General features: G+C 53.5%; 15 protein-coding genes and 1 tRNA gene. 5 read left to right on the top strand and 11 right to left on the bottom strand.

What is annotated here, in order from left to right; genetic code table 11:
* Positions 1 to 67: 67 nt before the first annotated feature.
* Positions 68 to 3,565 (bottom strand): chromosome segregation protein SMC, encoded by a 3,498-nt coding sequence (gene smc, locus B3Q33_RS02925; RefSeq protein ID WP_277673079.1) that lies wholly within the window; start codon positions 3,563 to 3,565, stop codon positions 68 to 70.
* Between the two features lie 562 nt (positions 3,566 to 4,127).
* Between smc and cysZ the strand changes: the two genes are divergently transcribed.
* Positions 4,128 to 4,913: a sulfate transporter CysZ gene (gene cysZ / locus B3Q33_RS02920; protein ID WP_272962197.1), complete on the top strand. Its 786-nt coding sequence runs from the start codon at positions 4,128 to 4,130 to the stop codon at positions 4,911 to 4,913.
* A gap of 234 nt (positions 4,914 to 5,147) precedes the next feature.
* Here the strand turns inward: cysZ and uvrB are convergent, their stop codons facing one another.
* On the bottom strand, positions 5,148 to 7,166 hold the full coding sequence (gene uvrB / locus B3Q33_RS02915) for an excinuclease ABC subunit UvrB (protein WP_035247047.1): 2,019 nt from the start codon (positions 7,164 to 7,166) through the stop codon (positions 5,148 to 5,150).
* Between the two features lie 553 nt (positions 7,167 to 7,719).
* Here uvrB and B3Q33_RS02910 point away from each other — a divergent pair.
* The 4 genes from B3Q33_RS02910 to B3Q33_RS02895 all read left to right on the top strand — a co-directional run bounded on the left by B3Q33_RS02910 (position 7,720) and on the right by B3Q33_RS02895 (position 11,718).
* Complete coding sequence (locus tag B3Q33_RS02910; protein WP_273008826.1) at positions 7,720 to 8,910, top strand: pyridoxal phosphate-dependent aminotransferase; 1,191 nt, start codon at positions 7,720 to 7,722, stop codon at positions 8,908 to 8,910.
* Between the two features lie 68 nt (positions 8,911 to 8,978).
* Positions 8,979 to 9,054: transfer RNA gene (locus B3Q33_RS02905), tRNA-Asn, on the top strand.
* A gap of 322 nt (positions 9,055 to 9,376) precedes the next feature.
* On the top strand, positions 9,377 to 10,441 hold the full coding sequence (locus B3Q33_RS02900) for a glycosyltransferase (RefSeq protein WP_273008827.1): 1,065 nt from the start codon (positions 9,377 to 9,379) through the stop codon (positions 10,439 to 10,441).
* Entirely contained in the window at positions 10,438 to 11,718 is a 1,281-nt protein-coding gene (locus B3Q33_RS02895) for a sugar transferase (RefSeq protein ID WP_272979978.1), read from the top strand. Before B3Q33_RS02900 ends, B3Q33_RS02895 begins: the two co-directional genes overlap by 4 nt.
* On the opposite strand, the gene B3Q33_RS02890 is transcribed toward B3Q33_RS02895, so the two are convergent.
* From B3Q33_RS02890 to B3Q33_RS02850, 9 genes are all read right to left on the bottom strand, one after another.
* Positions 11,715 to 12,518, bottom strand: coding sequence for a glycosyltransferase family 2 protein (locus B3Q33_RS02890; RefSeq protein WP_273008828.1), 804 nt, complete (start codon positions 12,516 to 12,518; stop codon positions 11,715 to 11,717). The two genes, B3Q33_RS02895 and B3Q33_RS02890, sit on opposite strands and share 4 nt — an antisense overlap.
* A 23-nt stretch (positions 12,519 to 12,541) precedes the next feature.
* Positions 12,542 to 13,666, bottom strand: coding sequence for a non-hydrolyzing UDP-N-acetylglucosamine 2-epimerase (gene wecB, locus B3Q33_RS02885; RefSeq protein ID WP_272979976.1), 1,125 nt, complete (start codon positions 13,664 to 13,666; stop codon positions 12,542 to 12,544).
* A complete protein-coding gene (locus B3Q33_RS02880; RefSeq protein WP_272979975.1) occupies positions 13,659 to 14,669 on the bottom strand; it encodes a polysaccharide biosynthesis protein in 1,011 nt (336 codons plus the stop codon). The genes wecB and B3Q33_RS02880 overlap by 8 nt, the downstream gene beginning before the upstream one ends.
* Complete coding sequence (locus B3Q33_RS02875) at positions 14,662 to 15,600, bottom strand: dTDP-4-dehydrorhamnose reductase family protein (RefSeq protein ID WP_286826785.1); 939 nt, start codon at positions 15,598 to 15,600, stop codon at positions 14,662 to 14,664. The genes B3Q33_RS02880 and B3Q33_RS02875 overlap by 8 nt, the downstream gene beginning before the upstream one ends.
* Positions 15,570 to 16,463 (bottom strand): glycosyltransferase, encoded by an 894-nt coding sequence (locus tag B3Q33_RS02870; RefSeq protein WP_272979973.1) that lies wholly within the window; start codon positions 16,461 to 16,463, stop codon positions 15,570 to 15,572. The genes B3Q33_RS02875 and B3Q33_RS02870 overlap by 31 nt, the downstream gene beginning before the upstream one ends.
* Positions 16,456 to 17,748 (bottom strand): oligosaccharide flippase family protein, encoded by a 1,293-nt coding sequence (locus B3Q33_RS02865; RefSeq protein ID WP_273008829.1) that lies wholly within the window; start codon positions 17,746 to 17,748, stop codon positions 16,456 to 16,458. The genes B3Q33_RS02870 and B3Q33_RS02865 overlap by 8 nt, the downstream gene beginning before the upstream one ends.
* 203 nt (positions 17,749 to 17,951) lie before the next feature.
* Positions 17,952 to 18,965, bottom strand: a complete 1,014-nt coding sequence (gene galE, locus B3Q33_RS02860) for a UDP-glucose 4-epimerase GalE (protein ID WP_272979971.1) — start codon at positions 18,963 to 18,965, stop codon at positions 17,952 to 17,954.
* A 143-nt stretch (positions 18,966 to 19,108) separates the two neighbouring features.
* A complete protein-coding gene (locus tag B3Q33_RS02855) occupies positions 19,109 to 20,479 on the bottom strand; it encodes a phosphomannomutase/phosphoglucomutase (RefSeq protein ID WP_273008830.1) in 1,371 nt (456 codons plus the stop codon).
* A 286-nt stretch (positions 20,480 to 20,765) separates the two neighbouring features.
* Positions 20,766 to 22,196, bottom strand: a complete 1,431-nt coding sequence (locus B3Q33_RS02850) for an MBL fold metallo-hydrolase RNA specificity domain-containing protein (RefSeq protein ID WP_273008831.1) — start codon at positions 22,194 to 22,196, stop codon at positions 20,766 to 20,768.
* Between the last annotated feature and the right edge of the window lie 126 nt (positions 22,197 to 22,322).

Raw genomic sequence — 22,322 nt, 5'->3', positions numbered from 1 at the left:
CCTCTCCCGCTTGCGGGAGAGGGACAGGGAGAGGGCGTTTTCAGGTCATTGAACCCCGGGACGTGAGTTACATAGCCGCCATTTCGGCAGCTTCTTCCACATCGACCGATACCAGACGGGACACACCAGGCTCGTGCATGGTGACCCCCATCAGGGTAGCAGCCATCTCCATCGCAATCTTGTTATGAGTAATGTAGATGAATTGTACTTTTGCGGACATTTCCGACACCAGGTTACAGAAACGCCCCACGTTGGCATCGTCCAGCGGCGCATCTACCTCATCGAGCAGACAGAACGGCGCCGGGTTGAGCTGGAAGATACTGAATACCAGGGACAGAGCGGTCAGAGCCTTCTCCCCCCCTGACAACAGGTGGATGGTGCTGTTCCGCTTACCCGGGGGCCGCGCCATGATCGTGACACCGGTATCCAGCAGGTCGTCGCCGGTGAGCTCCAGATAGGCATGACCGCCGCCGAACACCTTGGGAAACAGTTCCTGCAGGCCACGGTTGATGCGGTCGAAGTATTCCTTGAAGCGCGCCCGGGTTTCCCGGTCGATCTTGCGGATGGCGTTTTCCAGGGTGTTGAGCGCGTCTTCCAAGTCCGCGTTCTGGCTGTCCAGGTAGTTCTTGCGCTCGGACTGCTGCTGGTATTCGTCGATGGCCGCCAGGTTGATCTGGCCCAGCCGTGAAATACGCTGGCCGATCATGTCCATTTCCCGCGCCCACTCCTGCTCGTTGGCTTCCTCGGGCAGGTTTTCCAGCACGGTGTCCAAATCGAAGTTGTGCTCACCCAGCTGCTCGGCCACGGTCTGACGGCGGGTGGTCAGGTCCTGCCACTGCATCCGCTTCTGATCCATGGTGCTGCGGATTTCCTGGGCCTGGCGCTCGAACTGGCCGCGTTGGCCTTCCAGGTTGCGCATCTCGTGGTCCACCGCGTCCAGTTCACGGCGGGCCTCGGTGAGCTTGTGTTCCGCTTCCAGGCGCACTTCCAGTTTTTCTTCCAGCTGCATCTGCAGCTCGGTGCCCGGTTCGTCGCCCTCGTTGGTCTGCTCTTCCAGCAGCGCCTTGCGCTCGGCCAGGGCCTGCACCTGGGATTCCAGACGGCTCAGGTTCTGGCGCAGGGAATCCGCCTGGGTGCGGGCACCCTGCACTTCCATGGCCAGATGATGGGACTGGTCACGGGCATGGCGGGCTTTCTGGCGCGCCTCATCCAGACGCAGGCGCAGCTCATCACGGCGGGACAGCAAGGCTTCCCGCTGGCCGCTGTCGGCCTCCATGGCGTCCAGCGCTTCTGCCAGCACACCACGGGCCTCTTTCATCTGTTCCTGTTCCTGGGCGTGCTGCTCATTGGCTTCTTCCAGCTCGCGGCCCAGACGCTCACGGCGCATGGTGATCTGCTCCAGGCGCACCTGGCGGGCGCTGACCTGGGCATTGATCTCACCCAGCTCCCGGTTGATGCGGCTGGCCTGGCGCTGCACGTCTTCGCGCTCTTCTTCCAGTTCGCCGATCTGTTCCCGGGTGCTGTCCAGTTGTTCTTTAAGGTCGTCCACGGTGGTCTGAAGGGTCTCAATCTCGCCCTCCAGTTGCTCCAGCTCCCGACGGCGCTCAAGAATACCGGCTTCCTGATCTTCCTCTTTGGCCACTTTCAGCCAGTCCGGGCCGAGACAGATACCGTCACGGGTGACCACAGATTCGTAGGCGTCCAGTTGGCCGCGCAGGGCCAGAGCGGCATTCAGATCATCGGCCACATAGACGCCGGCCAGCAGACCTTCCGGCACCTGGCCCTGAACATGATCTCGGAGCAGTTTGCCCTTGCTACCTGAGCCCTTCACCGAGGCCGGGCTGAACAGGGCCAGGCGGCCATGGGACAGATCGCCCAGCCAGTCGCTGACCTGATCCAGGCCGCTGATGGCCACCGCCTGGATGCTGTCACCCAGCACTGCTTCCAGGGCCTTTTCCCAGCCTTCGTCCACCTGTACCTGATCGGCCAGGCGCGGCTCTGCATCCAGCTCGTGACGGTTGAGCCAGTCACTCACCGCCCCGTCATCGCCCATGGCGGCTTTCTGCAAGGCTTCCAGAGAGGTGCGACGGCCCTTCAGGGTCTGCAGCTTCTCGCGGGCCTCGTCCAGCTGACGACCCCGGTCGCCGTTTTCCCGGCGCATGCGGTTGATGTCTTCCTGCAGGGATTCACTGCGCAGTTCGTTTTCTTCTGACTGGCCGCGATATTGTTCCACCTGCTCTTCCAGCTGGCGCATTTCCTGGGCCAGCGGACCGGAATCCAGGGATTCCTGTTCTTTCTTGAGGCGCTCAATCCGCTCTTTCAGGCGATCCTGGGATTTTTCCAGATGCTGAATGCGGGACTGCTCCACCTCGGCCTGGCGGCGGGATTCCCCGGACTGGCCGTTGAATTCTTCCCACTCCTGCTGCCAGTTCTGCATGGTTTCTTCGGCCAGGGCCAACGCCTCGGCGGACGCTTCCTGCTGCTCACTGATCAGCTCCAGCTCCGGCTCACGCTCGGCGAGGATGGCATCCAGTTCCGCCACCTTCTCGCTGTCCACCCGCAGGTGTTCATCGGATTCCTGCCAGCTCGCCTTGATCTGGTCCAGCTCTTCATAGAGCTGCTGCTTTCGCTCACGCTGATGCTGAATGCTCTGTTCCAGCCGAGCCACTTCTGCGCCCAGGGCATAAAAGTGCTGCTGCACCTGATTGAAATGCTCCTGCACCTCGTGGTGTTTGTCGCGCAGGCGCTCTACCTCCGCATCCACATGGCGTTGCTCGGCGATCTTGGCTTCCATGGACACATCCAGCTCGCCGATCACGTGATCGAGCTGCTTGACCTGGCCATCCAGCCCCTTCCAGCGCAGGGCCTTGAGCTGTGCACCCTTGAGGCGCTCCTCTTCCTTGTACTGCTTGTACTTTTCCGCCGCGCTGGCCTGACGACTGAGGCGCTCCAGCTGACGTTCCAGTTCGTCACGGATATCAGTGAGTCGCTCCAGGTTTTCCCGGGTGCGGCGGATGCGGTTTTCGGTCTCGCGGCGGCGCGCCTTGTACTTGGAAATCCCCGCCGCTTCTTCGATGTAAACCCGCAGCTCTTCCGGCTTCGCCTCGATCAGCCGGGAAATCATCCCCTGCTCGATAATCGCGTAGCTGCGCGGGCCCAGGCCGGTGCCCAGGAAGATGTCGGAAATGTCCTTGCGCCGGCACTTGGTGCCGTTGAGGAAATAGTTGGACTGGCCGTCGCGGGTGACCTGGCGCTTTACCGAGATCTCGTTGAACTTGCCGTATTCGCCAGTGACAGTGGCATCGGAGTTATCAAAGATCAGCTCAATGGAGGCCTGGGCCACGGGCTTGCGGGCATTGGAGCCATTGAAGATCACGTCCGCCATGGACTCACCACGCAGGTGCTTGGCGGAGGATTCCCCCATCACCCAGCGGACCGCATCAATGATATTGGACTTCCCACACCCGTTGGGCCCCACCACGGCGGTGAGATTCTCCGGGAAATTGGTGGTGGTAGGGTCCACAAAGGATTTGAACCCGGCCAGTTTTATGGATTTCAGTCGCATAGTGTCTGCTTAACTCGGGCCAACAGGCCAAAAATTGGGCGAAAACAAGGATTTCCGCCGCCCCCTGAAGCGATTTCGGTGCACCGTGGGCATTAAAGTGGGTAAGTCTAGCGGCAACCCGAGCTGAATTCATCAGCCGCAACGCCCTGTTTACAATAAGGCCAAGAATGCCGGGCCCCTCCGGGCGCCAGAGTGCACGGCAATATTCCCATCGGCGGGCGATTCGCCATGCAAGCATGGGCTCCTACAGGGGCGAGCGCGAATTGAAAACAACTGCAAAAGCCCGCATCAAGTCACACAGGCTGCCAGCCCTTTCCACCAAGCCACCGTTGGAGCCTTGCTGACTAGGCGGACGCCTTGATTCGGAACCCTTCGCCTTGCAAGCAAGGCTCCAACAGTAGACTAGCGACCCGGAAACAGAGGCTACCTGACCCTGATAGCCCTTCGCCTTGCGAGCAAGGCTCCAACGGTCAAGGGGCGGGGTGGGCTTGCCAACGGGGGCTTTCCCTTTTTGCTGTCTGCTTGTAGCTTGTAGCTGCTTTCTCACAGCCAAGGATTTGCCGTGTCTCAAGTTGCCGATGCCATCAGCTACCTCAAACGCAGTGTCACCCTGGCAAAAAGCCGGGAGCTGCGGACCTATGTAATCATTCCTCTGATCTTCAATATTCTGGTCTTCGGCGGCCTGTACTGGCTCAGCGGCAGCTGGATCGCCGGCTGGATCGCTGCGGCCACGGCCGATTGGGCACTGACCGGCTCATTGAGCTTCCTCAACGGGGCCCTGCACTTCCTGGTCGACGCCGCCATTCTGCTGGTCTGGGTCCTGCTGCTGGCGCTGTTTGCCAGCGTCTTCTCCATCGGCGTGCAGTTGATCGCCGCTCCCTTCATGGGCTTTCTGGCGGAAAAGGTAGACATCCAGGCCACCGGCCACCCCATGCCGGACGAATCCATCCCGGCCATGATAATGCGTACTTTCAAGCGCGAACTGCGCAAGACCTGGTACTGGCTGTGGCGGGCAGTGCTGATTCTGTTTGTGGTGCTGGTGGTCTACTTCATCCCGGTAGTGAACGTGTTCGCTTCGGCAATCTGGTTTCTGTGGTCCGGCTGGCTGCTGGCCATGCAGTACATCGACTTCGGCGCCGATAACCGCCAGGTGCCCTTCGAGGTGATGCTGGAGCGCCTGAAAACCAAACGCTGGCTGGTACTCACCTTCGGCGCCGTAGTCATGGGCCTGACCATGCTGCCGCTGGTGAACCTGTTCATCATGCCGGTGGCGGTGATCGCGGGGACGCTGATCTGGGTGGAGGAGTTGGCACCGCAGACCTCGGAAACCTCCACGAAGCCACTGTAGGAACGTAGCGGAGCGGAGTAACGCACGCAGGGCGGCCCCGAAGGGGTGAGCGAAGCGAATAACGCCGCTTGAGGCGCGAATCCGAGCCTTGGCGAGGAAACGACGCGACGAAAAACCTGGTCTCTCTGGATAGACCTGTCACGGGGTGATATTCCTGATCACCCTGCGGGCGATTTCCTTGCTGCGCAAGGTTCGCGCCTCGAGAGGCGCTCCTACGGCGGCCTTGTAGAAACGTTAGCGCATAAAGCCCAGCTCGCGGAGCTGGTGAATCCGGTCCCGTGTGGCCGCAGCGTCTTCGAACTCCAGGTTCTTGGCGTGCTCCATCATCTTGTTTTCCAGGGCTTTGATTTCACGGGCCACTTCCGCCGGGGACATGGCTTCGTATTTGGACGGTGACTCAGCCACCTTCTTGCCCTTGTCACCCTTGTATTTGCGGTCGAAACGGCTGCCGCCACTGTCATCCATGATGTCGCGAACCTTCTTGTTGAGCTTCTGCGGCGTGATGCCGTGCTCCTTGTTGAAGGCTTCCTGCTTCTCGCGGCGACGGTTGGTCTCATCAATGGCCCGCTCCATGGAACCGGTCATCTTGTCGGCATAGAGAATGGCACGGCCATCCACGTTTCGCGCCGCCCGGCCAATGGTCTGAATAAGCGAGCGGTCCGAGCGCAGAAAGCCCTCCTTGTCCGCATCGAGAATGGCCACCAGTGCCACCTCGGGCATATCCAGGCCCTCGCGCAGCAGGTTGATGCCAACCAGCACGTCGAATTTGCCCAGCCGCAGGTCGCGGATAATCTCTACCCGCTCCACCGTATCGATGTCCGAGTGCAGATAACGCACCTTGATGCCGTGCTCGTTCAGGTACTCGGTCAGATCCTCGGCCATACGCTTGGTGAGCGTGGTAACCAGCACCCGCTGTTCCTTGGCGATGGCCTCCTTGGCCTCGCCCAGCAAGTCGTCCACCTGGGTAATCGCCGGGCGGATTTCGATCTGCGGGTCCACCAGCCCGGTGGGCCGCACCACCTGCTCCACCACCTGGCCCGCGTATTTCGCCTCGTAGGGGCCCGGCGTGGCCGACACGAACACCATCTGCGGCGCCAACCGCTCCCATTCTTCAAATTTGAGGGGGCGGTTATCCATGGCCGAAGGCAACCGGAACCCGAAGCTCACCAGGGTTTCCTTGCGCGAACGGTCGCCCTTGTACATGGCACCCAGCTGGGGAATGGTCACGTGGGACTCATCCGCGATCAGCAAGGCATTTTCCGGCAGGTAATCAAACAGGGTGGGCGGCGCATCCCCCGGTGCCCGGCCGGAGAACAGCCGGGAATAGTTTTCCACCCCGTTGCAGTAACCCAGCTCCTGCAGCATCTCGATGTCGAAACGAGTCCGCTGCTCCAGCCGCTGGGCTTCCACCAGCTTGTTCTGTTCCTTGAGCTCGGCCAGCCGTTCGGTGAGCTCTTCCTTGATCATCTCGATGGCCTTCAGCACGGTCGCCCGGGGCGTCACGTAATGGCTCTTGGGGTAAACGGTGATACGCCCTACCCGCTTCAGCACCTCGCCGGTGAGCGGATCGAAGATGCTGATGGTTTCCACCTCGTCATCGAACAGCTCGATGCGAACCGCCTCTTTTTCCTCTTCCGCCGGAAAAATATCGATCACATCACCCCGCACCCGGTAGGTGGCACGGCGGAAATCCATCTCGTTGCGGGTGTACTGCAGCTCCGCCAGTCGGCGCAGCAGCTCGCGTTGGTCGATACGATCACCACGCACCAGGTGCAACACCATGGCGTGGTAGCTGGCCGGGTCACCCAGGCCGTAAATGGCGGACACCGTGGCCACGATGATGGTGTCCGGCCGCTCCAAAATGGCCTTGGTGGCAGACAGACGCATCTGCTCGATCTGCTCATTCACCGAGGCATCCTTCTCGATGAAGGTGTCGGAGCTCGGCACATAGGCTTCCGGCTGGTAGTAGTCGTAGTAGGAAACGAAGTACTCCACGGCGTTCTCCGGGAAGAACTCCTTGAACTCCCCGTACAACTGGGCCGCCAGCGTCTTGTTGGGCGCCATGATGATGGTGGGCCGCCCGGTCTGCTCGATCACGTTGGCCATGGTGAAGGTCTTGCCGGACCCGGTTACCCCCAGCAGGGTCTGGTGGCCCAGGCCATCGTCGATCCCTTCGATCAACTGGGCGATGGCCTTTGGCTGGTCACCGGCGGGCTGGTAATCGGAATGAAGCTTGAAAAGGCTTTCGGACATGGAGATATCCTGGTGGCTACCCTCCCGAGCCAGGAAGGCAGCAAAATCATGGTTTTAAAATCGGCAAATAGTGTAGCAGAGCCGGCGTGAATGCGCGGTGGAATAACAACGCCAGAAACACCGGATTTCCCCGTGGGAGATTCAGCTTGCTGAACGAATCGGTGCCGAGACCTTGTAGGAACGGAGCGTAGCGGAGTAACGCACGTAGTTCCGTGCGGCCCCAAGGGTGAGCGTAGCGAATAATTCCTCTCGAGGGACGAACCGCGCGCAGCGCGAAACACCCATAGGGCGAAGGTGGCGGATGATGGCAGAGTGTTGGGGCAGTATTGACCCGACCTTTCCTCGCTAAAGCTCGGATTCGTCCCCTGGAAGGGAACTCCTACAGCGGCTCGTTAGAGAGCTCGTGCCCAGCAAGGCGCGCTTTGGTTGAGCGCCCCACCCCTGCTGCCTCACAAGGAAATACGGGACATTCCCGTCCATATCCGCTAAAATTCCGGGCCCTTTCTGCGCCAAAAGCGCAGCCAATACGACTCTTTAGACGAATGAGGAGTGCATGTCCGATATCAGCCTTTCCGACCGCGTACAACGCATCAAGCCGTCTCCTACCCTGGCCATCACCGCGAAAGCCGGTGAACTTCGTGCACAGGGAAAAGACATTATTGGGCTGGGTGCTGGTGAGCCGGATTTCGATACCCCGGATCATATCAAACAAGCCGCCATTGAAGCGATCAACGCCGGCAAGACCAAATATACCCCGGTAGACGGCACTCCCGGCCTGAAAAAGGCCATCATCGACAAGTTCAAGCGCGACAACAGCCTGGACTACGAGCCCAACCAGATCCTGGTATCCAGCGGCGGCAAGCAGTCCTTCTTCAACATGGCCCTGGCCCTGCTGAACGACGGCGACGAAGCCATCATCCCCGCCCCCTACTGGGTCAGCTACCCGGATATGGTGCTGGTTGCCGGCGGCGTTCCCAAGGTCCTCGAAACCGACGTGAACAGCCGCTTCAAGATCACCCCGGAACAGCTGGAAGCGGCGATCACGCCGAAAACCCGCCTGTTCGTGATCAACAGCCCATCCAACCCCTCCGGCATGGCGTATTCCGTGGAAGAGCTGGCGGCCCTGGGTGAAGTGCTGAAAAAGCACCCGGACATCATCATCGCCACCGATGACATGTACGAGCACATCCTGTGGACCGGCAAGCCGTTCGTGAACATCGTCAACGCCTGCCCGGAGCTGTACGACCGCACCGTGGTAATGAACGGCGTCTCCAAGTCCTACTCCATGACCGGCTGGCGCATCGGCTATGCCGGCGGCCCGCAGAAGCTGATCGCTGCCATGAAGAAGGTCCAGTCCCAGTCCACTTCCAACCCGGCCTCCATCAGCCAGGCCGCGGCAGAAGCCGCGCTGGCCGGCGACCAGGGTTGCGTGGACGAGATGGTCAAAGCGTTCAAAGAACGCCACGACTACCTGACCGCGGCACTGGATGCCCTGCCCGGCGTGAAATGCGCCCAGGGTGACGGCACCTTCTATGCCTTCCCTGACTTCTCCGAAGCAATTGCCAACCTGGACGGCGTGGAATCCGACACCGACCTGGCCGCCCTGCTGCTGGAAACCGCGGAAGTGGCGCTGGTACCGGGTTCTGCCTTCGGCGCGCCCGGCTGCATGCGCCTGTCCTTCGCCGTTGGTATGGACACGCTGAAAGAAGCCATGCGTCGCATTGAGCAAGCATTGGCTAAATAAGCAACAAACGCGCCTCCGGGGTGTTGACGACCCCGGAAGGCGTCACTAATATACGCGCCTCAAGACATTCCGCCTTAGCTCAGTTGGTAGAGCAAATGACTGTTAATCATTGGGTCGCTGGTTCGAGCCCAGCAGGCGGAGCCAAATAAGAGAAGGGCTTATCCATCGGGTAAGCCCTTTTTCTTTGCCCCAATGATTGGTCGCCCTGCGGTCGACAGTTAATCATTGGTGAATTCAGCGAATTCACCTAGTTCGAGCCCAGCAGGCGGAGCCAAACAAGAAAAGGGCTTATCCATCGGGTAAGCCCTTTTTCTTTGCCTAATGATTGGGTGCCCCCCCTTCCCCAACACTGGCAATCGTTACCCCAAGCGATGCTTGAACCCCTCCAAGCTTATCCCCGGCACAGATTTCCCTCTACCACGTGAAAATGAGAAAATCCGCGGCCAGTGCGCACTACGGATCTGACATGGATAACAAACCACGCATCGGCTTCATCATTACCAAAGCAGAGACCGGTGGGGCTCAGCGATGGACGCTGGACCAGATTTGTCTCCTAAAAGAAGACATCCACCCTTTCCTGATTGCCGGGGAAGACCAGTGGCTGACTCAAACCCTGAATACGCTATCGCCCCTGATTCTCCCCGACCTGCTCAAGCGGCTTCCCAATCCTGTCGGACTCTTGAAACTGCGCCGCTACATTCGCGATAACAGCATTTCCGTCCTGGTTGCCAGCTCCGCAAATGCAGGAGTCTACGCCAGACTGATGAAACTGTTTATACCGAGACTACGGGTTGTCTATGTCTCGCACGGCTGGTCCTCCATTTACAACGGCGGCAAACTGTCCTGGGCCTTCACCCTAGCAGAGCGTCTACTTTCAAACCTGACCGACCTGGTCATCAACGTTTCCAGGGCCGACGCCAGAAAATGCGATCAAAGGCTGAACATACAACCCGGTAAAATTGTCACACTGACAAATCGGACTCCGAAACCGACAAAACAGCCTGCAAACCTGCCGCCGAAACCGGTAAAATTACTTTTTCTAGGCAGGTTGGCACACCCTAAGCGCCCGGATCTATTAATAGATGCCGTTTCCGGCTTCTCGCAGGGTGAACTGACACTCACCATTGTCGGCTCAGGGCCCGCACAGCAGGAATTGCAGGCAACTGCGCCAGACAATGTAATTTTCGCGGGAGAAATCCAGGCGTTTGATCAGTTCCACCATTATCATGCTCTTTGCCTTATCTCGGAGAGCGAAGGGTTGCCCATGTCCGCCCTTGAGGCCAAGGCGCATGAAATGCCATTGTTACTTAGCGATGTGGGCGGGTGCCACGAACTGATTGAAGAAGGGAACGGGATTCTGTGCGAAAACACTTCGGACTCTATTCGCCATAGCCTTCATCAGCTAATAGCAAACCTGCACATGATGCAGTCTGCCGCCAGGGAATCCGCTCCAAATGCATGGCTGGAACCCGCCAAAATGGACTACTTGCACGCCTATCTAGGCAAAAAATCAGGCGCTTTTGACCTATGAATTCTCACTTCATACCGATAGACCCGTCGCGCCACACGCGCCTTCATGAAAGGCTGTTGCTCAATCCCGTGATTGGTCACCTTGCGGGGCTGATCCTCACCTTGTTTGGAGCCCAGCTCGTTGCACATGGATCTGTCTCTATCCCTCAGGATCCGAACCAGCAACTTTCCCTGATCACCCTGACAACGATCTACATCATCAATGCTCTTCTTTTAAAAAAGATCGTCCGATTTCCGGGTGGGCGCAGCTTCTCTTATAGCGCGAGCATAACCCTGGGCTTGATCGCTACCGCAATGCTGGCAGTTCTTGCATTTCGCCTTGGTTATTCACGCAGCACACTTTTCATCGGCTTTGCGCTTCTTCTCAGCGTGCAATTCATTAACTTCATCATTAACCGCCGCTACCGAAAGCTGAAGTTTGCATTACTGCCAGGAGTAAAAATAATCAACAAAAACGGAGCTGAGAACATCTGTTTCAGAGAGCTCACATCAACTATGTTGTGCAGCACTCGCTACGACGCTCTTATCGTAGATACCGAAACTCAAATTGAAGATGACTGGCTACGCTATGTCGCCCACCATAGTGCTTCAGGCACGACAATTATAAGCAGCAAGACACTCAACGAAGCCATCAATGGCAAAGTCGATCTCAACATGCTAAGCATCCATGATATGGATTCTCTGCAGCCCAACGTCGTCTATGTCATTGCAAAAAGACTAATTGATATTGCTTCTGTCATCCTGCTCAGTCCGGTTGTCCTGCCTATTTCTCTGATAGTAGCAATCATTGTCCGTTTCGAATCAAAAGGACCTGTTCTATTTATTCAACAACGAGTGGGTCAAAAAAACATGCCCTTTCACATGTACAAATTTCGCTCCATGATCCCAGAAGACGACGACACCCCACGTTTTGCCGATATGGACAAACATCGAATTACTCGGTTTGGCAGCTTCATCAGAAAATTTCGCCTCGACGAACTTCCCCAATTCCTGAATGTAATAAAAGGTGATATGAGCCTTATAGGCCCACGCCCTGAGCAAGCAGGCTTTGTAGATCAGTTCGAACAGGAAGTGCCGTTCTATAGCTACCGGCATATTGTCAAGCCAGGCATTACAGGATGGGCTCAGGTGAGCCAGGGATATGCGGTATGTACCGAGTCGACCCGGGAAAAGGTGGAGCATGACTTCTTTTACATCAAGAATCTGTCGCTATGGATGGATATTTTGATTGTACTCAAGACCATCAGGACAGTTGCGACAGGGTTTGGGGCACGTTAAACACTTTGCATGCTCCGCAAAACTAAGCGTCTAACATACTTAATGTTAGATAGAAGCCACAGAAAGCCAAAGGTAAAGGGGTTTATAAGGCGTTGTTGAAGCAGCGATCTGTAAGTATCAAGCTCACCGGCCTGAGCCTTTGAAAAATCAGCACTTAATCCGGAAGCGCCGAACGGTGCCTTATAAAGATATACCAGAGAAGTCTCCAGCTTGTAACAAGCCCCTGCTTTCAAACAAATCTCCAGCCAAAGCTTGTAATCCTCGCTATACCTTTTCTCTGGATCAAAACGAAAAGGCAAGTTGGATCGCAGAATAACCCCAGGCGTTGGAAAAATATTTTTAAGCAAAAGCGTTACCGGCTTTACTTCACTAACCTCGAAGTCCGGAATTTGATTTATGTCCGGGACTGTATCGTTACAAACAGCAAAAGAACAACCAACCAAATTCGGCTTCTTTTCCTTTAAAACCTGAGCCTGAAGTTCGAGCTTTTTTGGATGCCAACTGTCATCAGCATCTAAAAAAGCAATGTACTCCCCTGAACTTTCGGACCAGCCTCTATTTCTCGCAGCAGCAGCACCGCGATTAACCTCAGAATAAAAGAGCAATACGCGCGGCGAAGTGTAAATCTGTGAAAGACGCTGCATCTCAATGCGAGTCGCCTCATTACTGCAATCATCAATCAAAATAATTTCACGCGGCAAAACAGTCTGTCCGCAAACTGATTCAACCGCACGTTCAAGAGTTTCCTCACAGTTGAAGCAAGGAATAACCACACTTATATCGACACTGCTACTCTTCATGGGAAACAACAACCATTCAATGACTATTTTCTCCAAACAGTGCGATCAACATAACCTGTATAACTTAAAACAATTCTGAGAATTTTTCTGGATACTGAAGGCGCCACATAATCCTGAACAGGACGAATAGCATCAGGCTCTTCCATAAACTGATTCACCACCACAGAAACACAATCAAGAATCGTTTCTGGCTTCAAACCTGACATTATGAGCGTACCCTCATCCATGCCTTCTGGCCGCTCATGAGCATTCCGCATAGTTACTGCTGGAAAGTTTAACAGAGAAGATTCTTCTGTGATTGTGCCGCTATCAGAAAGCACACAATAAGCTTCTTTTTGAAGCTTTATATAATCCAGGAAACCCAAAGGCTTTAGAAAACGTATCAACGGATTCATATCACGCTTGGGAAGTGCATCAATTCTTTTTCTGGTTCTTGGATGAGTGGATACGATAACGGGAAAGCCATATTTCTCTGCAAGAGCATTCAAAGAATCCAACAAATCGTTCAAATTAGATTCAGAATCAACATTCTCCTCCCTATGGGCACTGAAAACAAAAAACTTGCGGGGCTCAAGCTTCATATCTCCAATGATTTCAGAACCATTAATTTTATCTGAGTAATAGTTCAAAACTTCGTACATATGTGAGCCTGTTTTTATAACAGTCTCAGGAGCAATGCCCTCATTCAGCAAATAACGTCTTGCGTGCTCAGTCAAAACAAGATTAATGTCGCTTAAATGATCCAGCACTTTTCTATTTAGCTCTTCCGGCACCCTCTCATCAAAACAACGATTGCCCGCTTCCATATGAAAAACGGGTACCTGATGTCTCTTGGCCGCTATAACCGACATACAAGTATTTGTATCTCCATACAAAAGCAACGCATCAGGCTTAACATCACGAATAACATCGTCAGCAGCTGAAATTATTCCTGCAATAGATTTTGAAGGCGTCTCGGCTTTTACTCCCAAAAACAAATCCGGCTTTCTTATCTCGAGATCATTGAAGAAAACCTCATTAAGTTCATAGTCGTAGTTTTGGCCTGAGTGCACCAAACAATGCTCTGTATGCTTATCAAGTTCAGAAATAACACGACTCATTTTTATAAGCTCTGGCCGTGTTCCAACAATCGTCATCACCTTAAGCATCAATAGCACTCCTTACAACATCGAGCTTCAGAAGCAATTCTTTTATTTCATCGACATTCAACCGAGTCGTATTATGGGAAGTATAATCTTCCAGCTCGGATATTTTTTGCTCTCCCTCAACAAAATATTTTTTATAATTAAGATCCCTGCTATCCGCCGGAATTCGATAATAGCGGCCGAAGTCCTCTGCCCTTGCCATTTCCTCCCGAGAAACTAGTGATTCGTAAAGCTTCTCACCATGCCGGGTGCCAATAACCCTGACTGGGGATGAGCTTTTTAGTATTTCGTTAAGCGCCTGAGCCAGGTCTTCGAGTGTGGCTGCCGGGGCTTTTTGAACAAAAATATCTCCCGCCTGACCATGCTGGTAGCTATAGAGAACTAAATCCAGAGAATCTTCCAATGACATTAAAAAACGAGTCATCTTAGGGTCGGTAACAGTGAGTGGCTGTCCTGATTTTATCTGGTCAATAAAAAGAGGAATTACAGACCCACGAGATGCCATTACATTGCCGTATCTTGTTGCACAAAAAATTGGACCCTCTGGCCCAACGACACGGGATTTAGCTGCCACCAATTTTTCAGCCATCGCCTTGGACATACCCATTGCATTAATGGGATAAACTGCTTTATCAGTGCTTAAAACAACAACTCGCTCAACGTTATTGGCGATCGCGGCATTAAGCACATTCTCCGTCCCATGCACATTAGTTTTAACCGCTTCCATGGGATAAAACTCGCATGACGGAACTTGCTTTAACGCTGCAGCATGAAAAACATAATCCACGCCGACCATTGCTTGTGAAACACTATTATAGTCTCTGACATCACCCAGCATAAATTTAACTTTTTCATTATTGATGCCAACTCTCATGTCTTCTTGTTTTTTTTCATCACGACTGAAAACACGAATTTCTTTAACATTCGTACCTAGAAATCGTGAGAGGACAGTATTACCAAACGACCCAGTACCGCCTGTAATAAGAAGGACTTTATCATCAAACATTTTTGACTCCCTTTATGGAGTTATAGTATCTATACATATCTTCAATCAAAGCAGACCACTCAGGTGGAGCATAACCTGTTTTTTTTCTGAAAAGAGAGGAGTCCAAAGAACGGTCAATAACAAACTGATCATAAGGTTCAATAGAAACTTTCTTTCCATATTGTTTGGCGATAACCGATAACAAATCGTATTTTGAAATTGGATCAGCAGAGACTTGATACAGACCTGACAATGAAGCATCAGGAGCTACATACTCTTTTATAATCCAAGAAAGATGGTTAACCGGCACCCCAGAGAATATCGCCTTAGTAAAACCCTTGATCGCATTGTTTTGACTCAGAAACCATTCGACCAAACCATTCCTCGATTGCAATTCATGACCGATGATTGATGTCCTCAAGGTAACCACATGAGGCATAGTCGTCACTTCACCGATGAATTTTGATTTTCCATAAAGATCTTTTGCATCAGACTCATCCGTTTCAGAGTATCCACCTCTATCCCCAGAAAAGACACAATCAGTACTAATATGCACCAACCTCGCACCCGCCAACGCACACAACTCAGCCAACCGATGCGGCAACATTGAGTTCACAGGCAGCACATGTAGAGGGTTTTCAGCGTCTTCTTGTTGCTTTATTACGCCAACACAGTTGATCACCAAATCCGGCTTAACCTGGGTGAAGACACGTACGATAGAGTCAGAGCTTGAGAAATCGACTCCTGCAAACAACCCGGAGGCCAGGGAATCATGGAAATATTTTTTGCCGGATTCGGCTCTTAACGTACCGAAAACCTGAAATCTTTCATCACCAGAAAAACCTACATAAGCTGCGTAACCCAGCATACCGGTCGCGCCTAATACTAAAACACGCATCTCCAACCCCTTAGAATATTTACCTATTTTGCTTTCAGCAAAAACATAACCCACAACCCACCCAAAACTCTTCTATAAAACAAAGGGGAAAAAATAAATAGTGGGCGACACCTAACTGCTTCAATAGCCATGCTCAGCCCATACCCGAAATGACCAGACCTGAAGCCTAATCTTGAAGCCATAAGCGATGCATTAGCTTTCGCCAGAGAAAGATCATCAGAATCAGTTTTATTTGAATAAAACGACTCCACCGTATCAACAATTTCATGGCACCTATTAACGCTCACCGGGCGGAAAGAAGCAGACTCTTCATGGATCCGGCAAGACGCCAAAGGTTCATCAATACGCTTAAAAGTCCCTAACTCAATGCATCTTAGCCAAAACTCGAAATCAGGAACCTGTCGAAGCTCAGACTTCCAGCCACCAAGCTGATCGAAGAGTTTTTTATAAAACAGAGCCCCGGGGCCAGGATGGCAAACAAGGTCGACTGCCATGCTGTGATAAGACCATTCTGGCGCTTGTTTTTGCCGGATCAGATTGCCTGTTGAACTAATCAAATTAAAAGACGGATAGACGACAACTGAATCGCTGTTTAGCAATTCATTGACTAGTTTTGACACAAGGTCAGGAGCAATGATGTCATCCGAGCTAAGATAACCAACGATAGTTCCGCTAGCACTCTTCCACCCTGTATTAAGAGCTTCAGCCTGACCTTGATTATCTTGATGTACAACCGTGGCCACATCTTTGTACTTATCAAGTATTGCTGCCGAACCATCCGAGGACCCATCATTAATGATGATGTATTCTACATCAGCGTAGTCTTGCGCAAGGACACTCTTTATCGTCTCCTCAACATAATCAGCCTGGTTGTAAACTGGGGTAACTATCGTCACCCGGGGTAGCACTTTATCCATTTTCCACCAAATCTTCTTTTACATGACCACCAATTATTTTCAACGCGACGAACAGAATCGTAAGCGAATCAATGACAATACGGAAAAACCAACACCACACAACACCCTCGGCCCCCCAATTCATGCCGGCCAGCACCAGAGAAACCAAATAAAGAGGGAGCTGGAAGAATTGAAATTTGGCAAGAAAGCGAGCGTATCCCGCAGCCTGCAAATAAACGAAAGGAACATGAGCAAGGCTATTAATAGCGATACCAACAGAAAACACCTTCATAAAATACCCGGCTTTCTCAGAAAAAGACGGGTCAATCCAAATAGACAATATCTCACTGGAGAAGAAAAAAGTAACTGCACATATAGGAAGCACCAACCCAAGGGTAAGAAGTATTCCTTTATTGAATATATCTCTTTCCTTGGCCCTCAGAACCTTCTTTGAAAATTCCGGTAGCACCACAGTTGTAATGGCAGCAGGTATAACCCAGAGCTTGGTTATCATTTCATAGGGCGTAACATAATAAGCGACAACAGAAACTTGAACCACCACCGCAATCACAAATCGATCACAATAACCGATCAGCGGGTTCAATATATTACTTACAGCGATCCAGCCGGAAACGCGAAATATTTTTTTATAACGTTTTCTGTCATGCACCCCAAACACATAACCATGACTGAAAAATTCCTTTACCAGAAGCATGCTTGCTAACCATGCGACCCAGCGCCCTATCATTAGTATAAGTGCTACAGCAACGAGACTCTGAGAAAAAAAACTGATAAGCGCAGGGCCAGCAAAAGTATAAATACCAAGCGGCAGGCGCACCGCGTTAACAGCGGCAAAGCGGCGCTGGGCCTCCAGCACGCCTCGATAGCCTGACGTCATAACAATGGCTGGCACAGCTATTGCCAACAAGAGAATAGCGATACAAAGTTCTCGTTGGCTTATATCCGTATCAATAAACCTTGCGCCCAGCAATCCAGAAAAAAGAAAAAGCAAGATTGCCGCAATGGATATAAATGACAATAGCCTGAGGCCTGATCGGGAGGTATAACCGGCCTCCGAATAATCCCCATTGGACATATCCATAGCCACCTGGATCGTTAACGCACGAGAGATGCCCAGGTCAAAAAGCCCAAAATAGCTAACCACAGCCCACATCAGTGTTAAAATGCCGAATCGTTCCACCCCAAGGTTGTTTATTAATAACGGAATACACAAAACCGCAAAAATTAACGGTCCACCCAACCCCATGCCATTAATAAAAACATTTTTTAAATCCCGGTTATTCATTATTGGCAGGCACCAGCAGTGGATGTGTATTTCGGGGAGTCTGATTTCGGTTAAAGCTGGATATTATACACGAGGGCCACAACCAGGTAATCCCTCAGTCAGGACTCTCCAGGCCGATCAGGCTGGCATTTTGAGGCATCGCTAAAAGGCACTGCCTCGCCTTTGGCCATCTGCTTGAGGGTCAAAGGGAGTCTGGTTGCTTTTTAACGATACCCGTTCGGGTTTTTTTCTTGCCAAAGCCAATGATCCCGGCACATAGCGTCAATCCCCCGGATGGCTCGCCATCCAAGCACCTCGATTGCCTGGCTTGGGTCCGCGTAACAAACAGCCACATCGCCTGGTCGTCTGGCCACAATATCGTAGGGCACATCTCTGCCACAGGACTTCGAAAAGGCTTCAATCATCTCCAGTACACTATATCCCTGGCCGGTACCCAAATTAACTGTCAGAAGCCCTTGGGCTTTCTCAAATGCCTGCAACGCAGCCAAGTGGCCCTGTGCCAAATCCATTACGTGGATATAATCTCGAACCCCGGTGCCATCCGCAGTCTCATAGTCGCCCCCGAAGACATTCAGTTTCTCTCTGCGGCCGATTGCAACCTGTGCAATAAATGGCAATAGGTTATTGGGGATACCATTCGGGTCCTCCCCAATCTCACCGCTTTCATGGGCTCCCACCGGATTGAAATAGCGCAGAAGGACTATCTGCCAGCGGGTATCGCTGGTGTAAAGGTCGCGGAGCATATCTTCAATATGTAGCTTGGTGGCACCGTAAGGGTTGGTGGCACTAAGGGGGAAGTCTTCACGGATCGGAACACTGGCCGGATCACCGTAAACCGTCGCTGATGAGCTAAATACCATGGTCCGCACATCAGCATTATCCATGGCTTCCAGCAACCTGAGCGTGCCAGTCACATTCCAGTCGTAATACCGCAACGGCTGAGCCACAGACTCACCCACCGCCTTGAGGCCCGCAAAGTGAATCACCGCCGCAATATCATGCGCTTTGAAAAGCTGCTTCAGACAAACACTATCGCGGATATCACCTTCAATAAATTCCAGGGATTTGCCTGTCAGCCGCTCCACCCTGTTAAGGCTTTCGCGGCTGCTATTACTCAGATTATCCAGAACAACCACGGAGTAGCCGGCTTCCAGCAACAGAAGTACAGTGTGCGAACCGATATAGCCTGCACCGCCGGTGACCAATACAGATGACATAATTCCTCCTGGAAGCTATCGTCACTTCCGCTTTGTCCACACCCTTCAGATCTGATGTCGCTTGCGCACCAACACATTCAAGGGCAACTAAACCACAGAGAGCCCCATCGGGGCCCTCTGCTTTAAAAAATGCATGCACATTGCTATGCAGACGCCATCGCCTCTTTCACATTCTTCTCGAACAAGTCACGAATTCGCGCCAGAGCCTCTTCATTTACGGCTTCGTAGCGCAAAACCAGCTTGGGCGAGGTATTGGACGCCCGGCAGAGGCCCCAGCCATCCGCATAGTCCATACGAATGCCATCAATGACACGGCGCTCGCCTACGCCGAAGTCCGCATTCGTCTGCAGGTATTCCACGATACGGAATTTGTTCTCGTCCGTCACATTGATATTGATTTCCGGAGTCGTGCAGAGCACCGGGTAGCGCCCGAAAAGCGCTTCCGCGCCCCCGTCAGTCCGGCTGATGATACCGAGAATTCTGGCTGCGGCCACCAGGGCGTCGTCAAACCCGAACCAGTTTTCACCCAGGAAAATATGACCGCTCATCTCCCCGGCCAGCAGGGCGCCAGTTTCCTTCATACGCGCCTTGATCAATGAGTGACCGGTTTGCCACATTTCCGGCTCACCGCCGGCGTCGCGGATCACGTCAAACAAAGCGCCAGTGCACTTCACATCGAAAATGACTTTTGCCCCTCGGTGGCGGCTGACCAAATCTTCTGCCAGAGCCATAAGCAGGATATCCGGGTAGACCACTTCACCTTCCGGTGTCACCACGCCTACACGGTCGCCATCGCCATCAAAGGCCAGCCCCAAATCCGCCTGTTCGGACTTCACTGTGGCAATCAAGTCCTGCAGATTGTTCAGGTCACCCGGATCTGGGTGATGGTTGGGGAAGGTACCATCCACCTCGGTAAACAGTGGCACCACTTCACAGCCCAGTGCCGCCAGTGCCTGCGGGGCCTGCACCCCGGCAATACCGTTACCGCAATCCACCACCACCTTCATCGGTCTGGCCAGTGAATGCCTGCTCAGTAAGGTCTTCTCGTACAGCTCGAGAATTTCCTGCTCCCGGTAACTACCCTCGCCCTCGGCGAAATTGCCCGCTTCAATACGCTCGCGCAGGGCTTGAATCGAATCACCGGAAAGCGTTGTGCCATTAATGACAATCTTGAAGCCGTTATAATTGCCCGGATTATGGCTCCCCGTCAGCATCACTCCGGAATTCAGGCCTTCAATGTTATACGTAGCGAAATACAGTGCAGGAGTCGGCACCATGCCCACATTGACCACATGGCAACCGGTGGCGCGGATACCGTCACTCAAAGCCTGCAGCAGTGCCGGGCCAGACAGTCTGCCATCACGGGCCAGGGCAATGCTGTCCTGCCCTTGCGCCAACACCTCGGAACCGATACTGCGGCCGATCAGGTACGCGCTATCGTCGGTGAGTGTCTCGTTATAGATACCGCGAATATCATAGGCCCGAAAAATCGAGGCGGGTATAGCGTGACTCATAACCTTTCCATTCTTACCGTGAGTGAACTGTACAATATGCATATAGGGTGTACGAATTGAACAGCGGCTTATTCGCCAGTATCAGCACTTGCTGCACAAATCATGTCACCCCAGTTTTGCTCGCAACGCGCCGCACCCGATAATACAGACTAATACGTGGGTGGTGATGCTTGTCGCGAGTCACCGGGGAGCCCCTGCTACCTTTAGCGATGCTGGCATAGCGCCAAAAAATGGGGCTACTCAAACTAGAGTGGGCGCCACAGCAGACACGCCAGCAAAGAAAATATCATGGGCAAAACGCATTCAGGGACTTGTCATGTCGGGCATACAGGCTTGCCAGGCGCCGCTTGAACTCCTGCTTGGCCCCATCATCCCCGTGAACCACCCGGATCTCCTCCGGCCAGCGCGTCATGCCCTCCACGAACGCCAGTAGATCAGCCTGATCCCCATGAGCAGAATAACCGCTAATAGACTCCACTGCCGCCTTGATGCTGTACTGGCTTCCCTCAAGCTCGACCCGGGCACCCTGCCCCCGGGACTGAATCGCCTTGCCCGGGGTGCCCTGCGCCTGGTAACCCACAAACAACACATTATGCCGGGCATCCTCAAGCATGGCTTTCAGGTAGTTGACGATTCGCCCGCCCGCACACATACCACTGGCAGCAATCACTACCGCAGGCCGGGCACTATCTGCCAAATGGCGCACCATACGCAAATGGGCGTCGTGACTGTCCACCGTCAACAACTGCCCAAAGGCCAACGGTCGGCGGCCCGCCACTAACCGCTCACGGGCCTCGTCTTCCCAATAGGGTGCCAGCTCCCGGTACACATCCGTAAAGCGACTGGCCAGAGGCGAATCCAGCACTATCGGCAAGGCGTTCCAATCAAGGAAATCATGCATGGCTGCCCGGCGATTGCGATGCAGGATATCCTCCAGCTCATACAGCAGCTCCTGGGTACGGCCAATGCTGAAAGCCGGAATCAGCAGCGTGCCACGATCTTTCAAGGCACGTACCAGCATCGCCTCCAGGCGCGCCTGACGCTCCTCCCTGCCCTGGTGAAGCCTATTCCCATAGGTACTTTCGATCACCAGCACATCGGCCTCAGCGGGCGACGATGGAGGAGGCAGAATTGGAGCGTCTGCGGCGCCAAGATCACCGGAAAACACCGTAATATGCCGGCTCTGCCAGCGACACTCAACAAACGCAGAACCAAGAATATGCCCGGCTCGCTGCAAGCGCACCTCTGTCCTCACCCCGCTCGGCAGCTCAATATCGTGCCAGTGATCGTAGGGCAGCGGCACCAGGCGCTCCTGGAGCATGTCGAGAAACTGCTCCACATCCGACGGCGACCGGCTCACTCCAAGCCGAAAGGCATCCTCCATGACTATCGGCAACAGCTTGGCAGAAGGCCCACTGCAATAAATCGGCCCGGAAAAGCCCTCCGCAAACAGCCACGGCAAGCGCCCCACATGATCAATGTGCACATGGGTCAGCACCAATGCCTGAATACGGGAAATATCGAAATCGATGGCAAGATTGTCTGCGCTGGCCCCACCCGGACCCTGATCTCGTCCCTGAAATAGGCCGCAATCAATCAGCACCGACGCCTGCTCACCAATCACCCATTCATGGGCAGAACCAGTAACACCGGAAACCGCACCATGGTGCAGCACATAAGGAAAAGGCCCGTTCCGGCCTATAGAGGGACAATCCATGTCTTACTCGTCAATCAGTAGTAATGAGCCCCACCCGGTCGCTGCGCTCATCCAGATCATCGGGAACGGGGATGGTCTTTCGCTTTGCAAGCAAAGCTCCAACGGAACCCCGAAACCACAGAAACC

This window comes from Alcanivorax sp. UBA3183, assembly GCF_002364155.1.
GTDB lineage: Bacteria > Pseudomonadota > Gammaproteobacteria > Pseudomonadales > Alcanivoracaceae > Alcanivorax > Alcanivorax jadensis.
Note: the sequence above shows the minus strand (reverse complement) of the source record. Positions and strands in the feature narration are given on the sequence as shown.

Coding starts and splice junctions, on each gene's coding strand:
- B3Q33_RS02850 (WP_273008831.1), bottom strand. CDS start 22,196: ATGGATTGTCCCTCTATAGGCCGGAACGGGCCTTTTCCTTATGTGCTG.
- B3Q33_RS02890 (WP_273008828.1), bottom strand. CDS start 12,518: ATGAAGAGTAGCAGTGTCGATATAAGTGTGGTTATTCCTTGCTTCAAC.
- B3Q33_RS02870 (WP_272979973.1), bottom strand. CDS start 16,463: ATGGATAAAGTGCTACCCCGGGTGACGATAGTTACCCCAGTTTACAAC.
- smc (WP_277673079.1), bottom strand. CDS start 3,565: ATGCGACTGAAATCCATAAAACTGGCCGGGTTCAAATCCTTTGTGGAC.
- uvrB (WP_035247047.1), bottom strand. CDS start 7,166: ATGTCCGAAAGCCTTTTCAAGCTTCATTCCGATTACCAGCCCGCCGGT.
- B3Q33_RS02855 (WP_273008830.1), bottom strand. CDS start 20,479: ATGAGTCACGCTATACCCGCCTCGATTTTTCGGGCCTATGATATTCGC.
- galE (WP_272979971.1), bottom strand. CDS start 18,965: ATGTCATCTGTATTGGTCACCGGCGGTGCAGGCTATATCGGTTCGCAC.
- B3Q33_RS02895 (WP_272979978.1), top strand. CDS start 10,438: ATGAATTCTCACTTCATACCGATAGACCCGTCGCGCCACACGCGCCTT.
- wecB (WP_272979976.1), bottom strand. CDS start 13,666: ATGCTTAAGGTGATGACGATTGTTGGAACACGGCCAGAGCTTATAAAA.
- B3Q33_RS02900 (WP_273008827.1), top strand. CDS start 9,377: ATGGATAACAAACCACGCATCGGCTTCATCATTACCAAAGCAGAGACC.
- B3Q33_RS02910 (WP_273008826.1), top strand. CDS start 7,720: ATGTCCGATATCAGCCTTTCCGACCGCGTACAACGCATCAAGCCGTCT.
- B3Q33_RS02865 (WP_273008829.1), bottom strand. CDS start 17,748: ATGAATAACCGGGATTTAAAAAATGTTTTTATTAATGGCATGGGGTTG.
- B3Q33_RS02880 (WP_272979975.1), bottom strand. CDS start 14,669: ATGTTTGATGATAAAGTCCTTCTTATTACAGGCGGTACTGGGTCGTTT.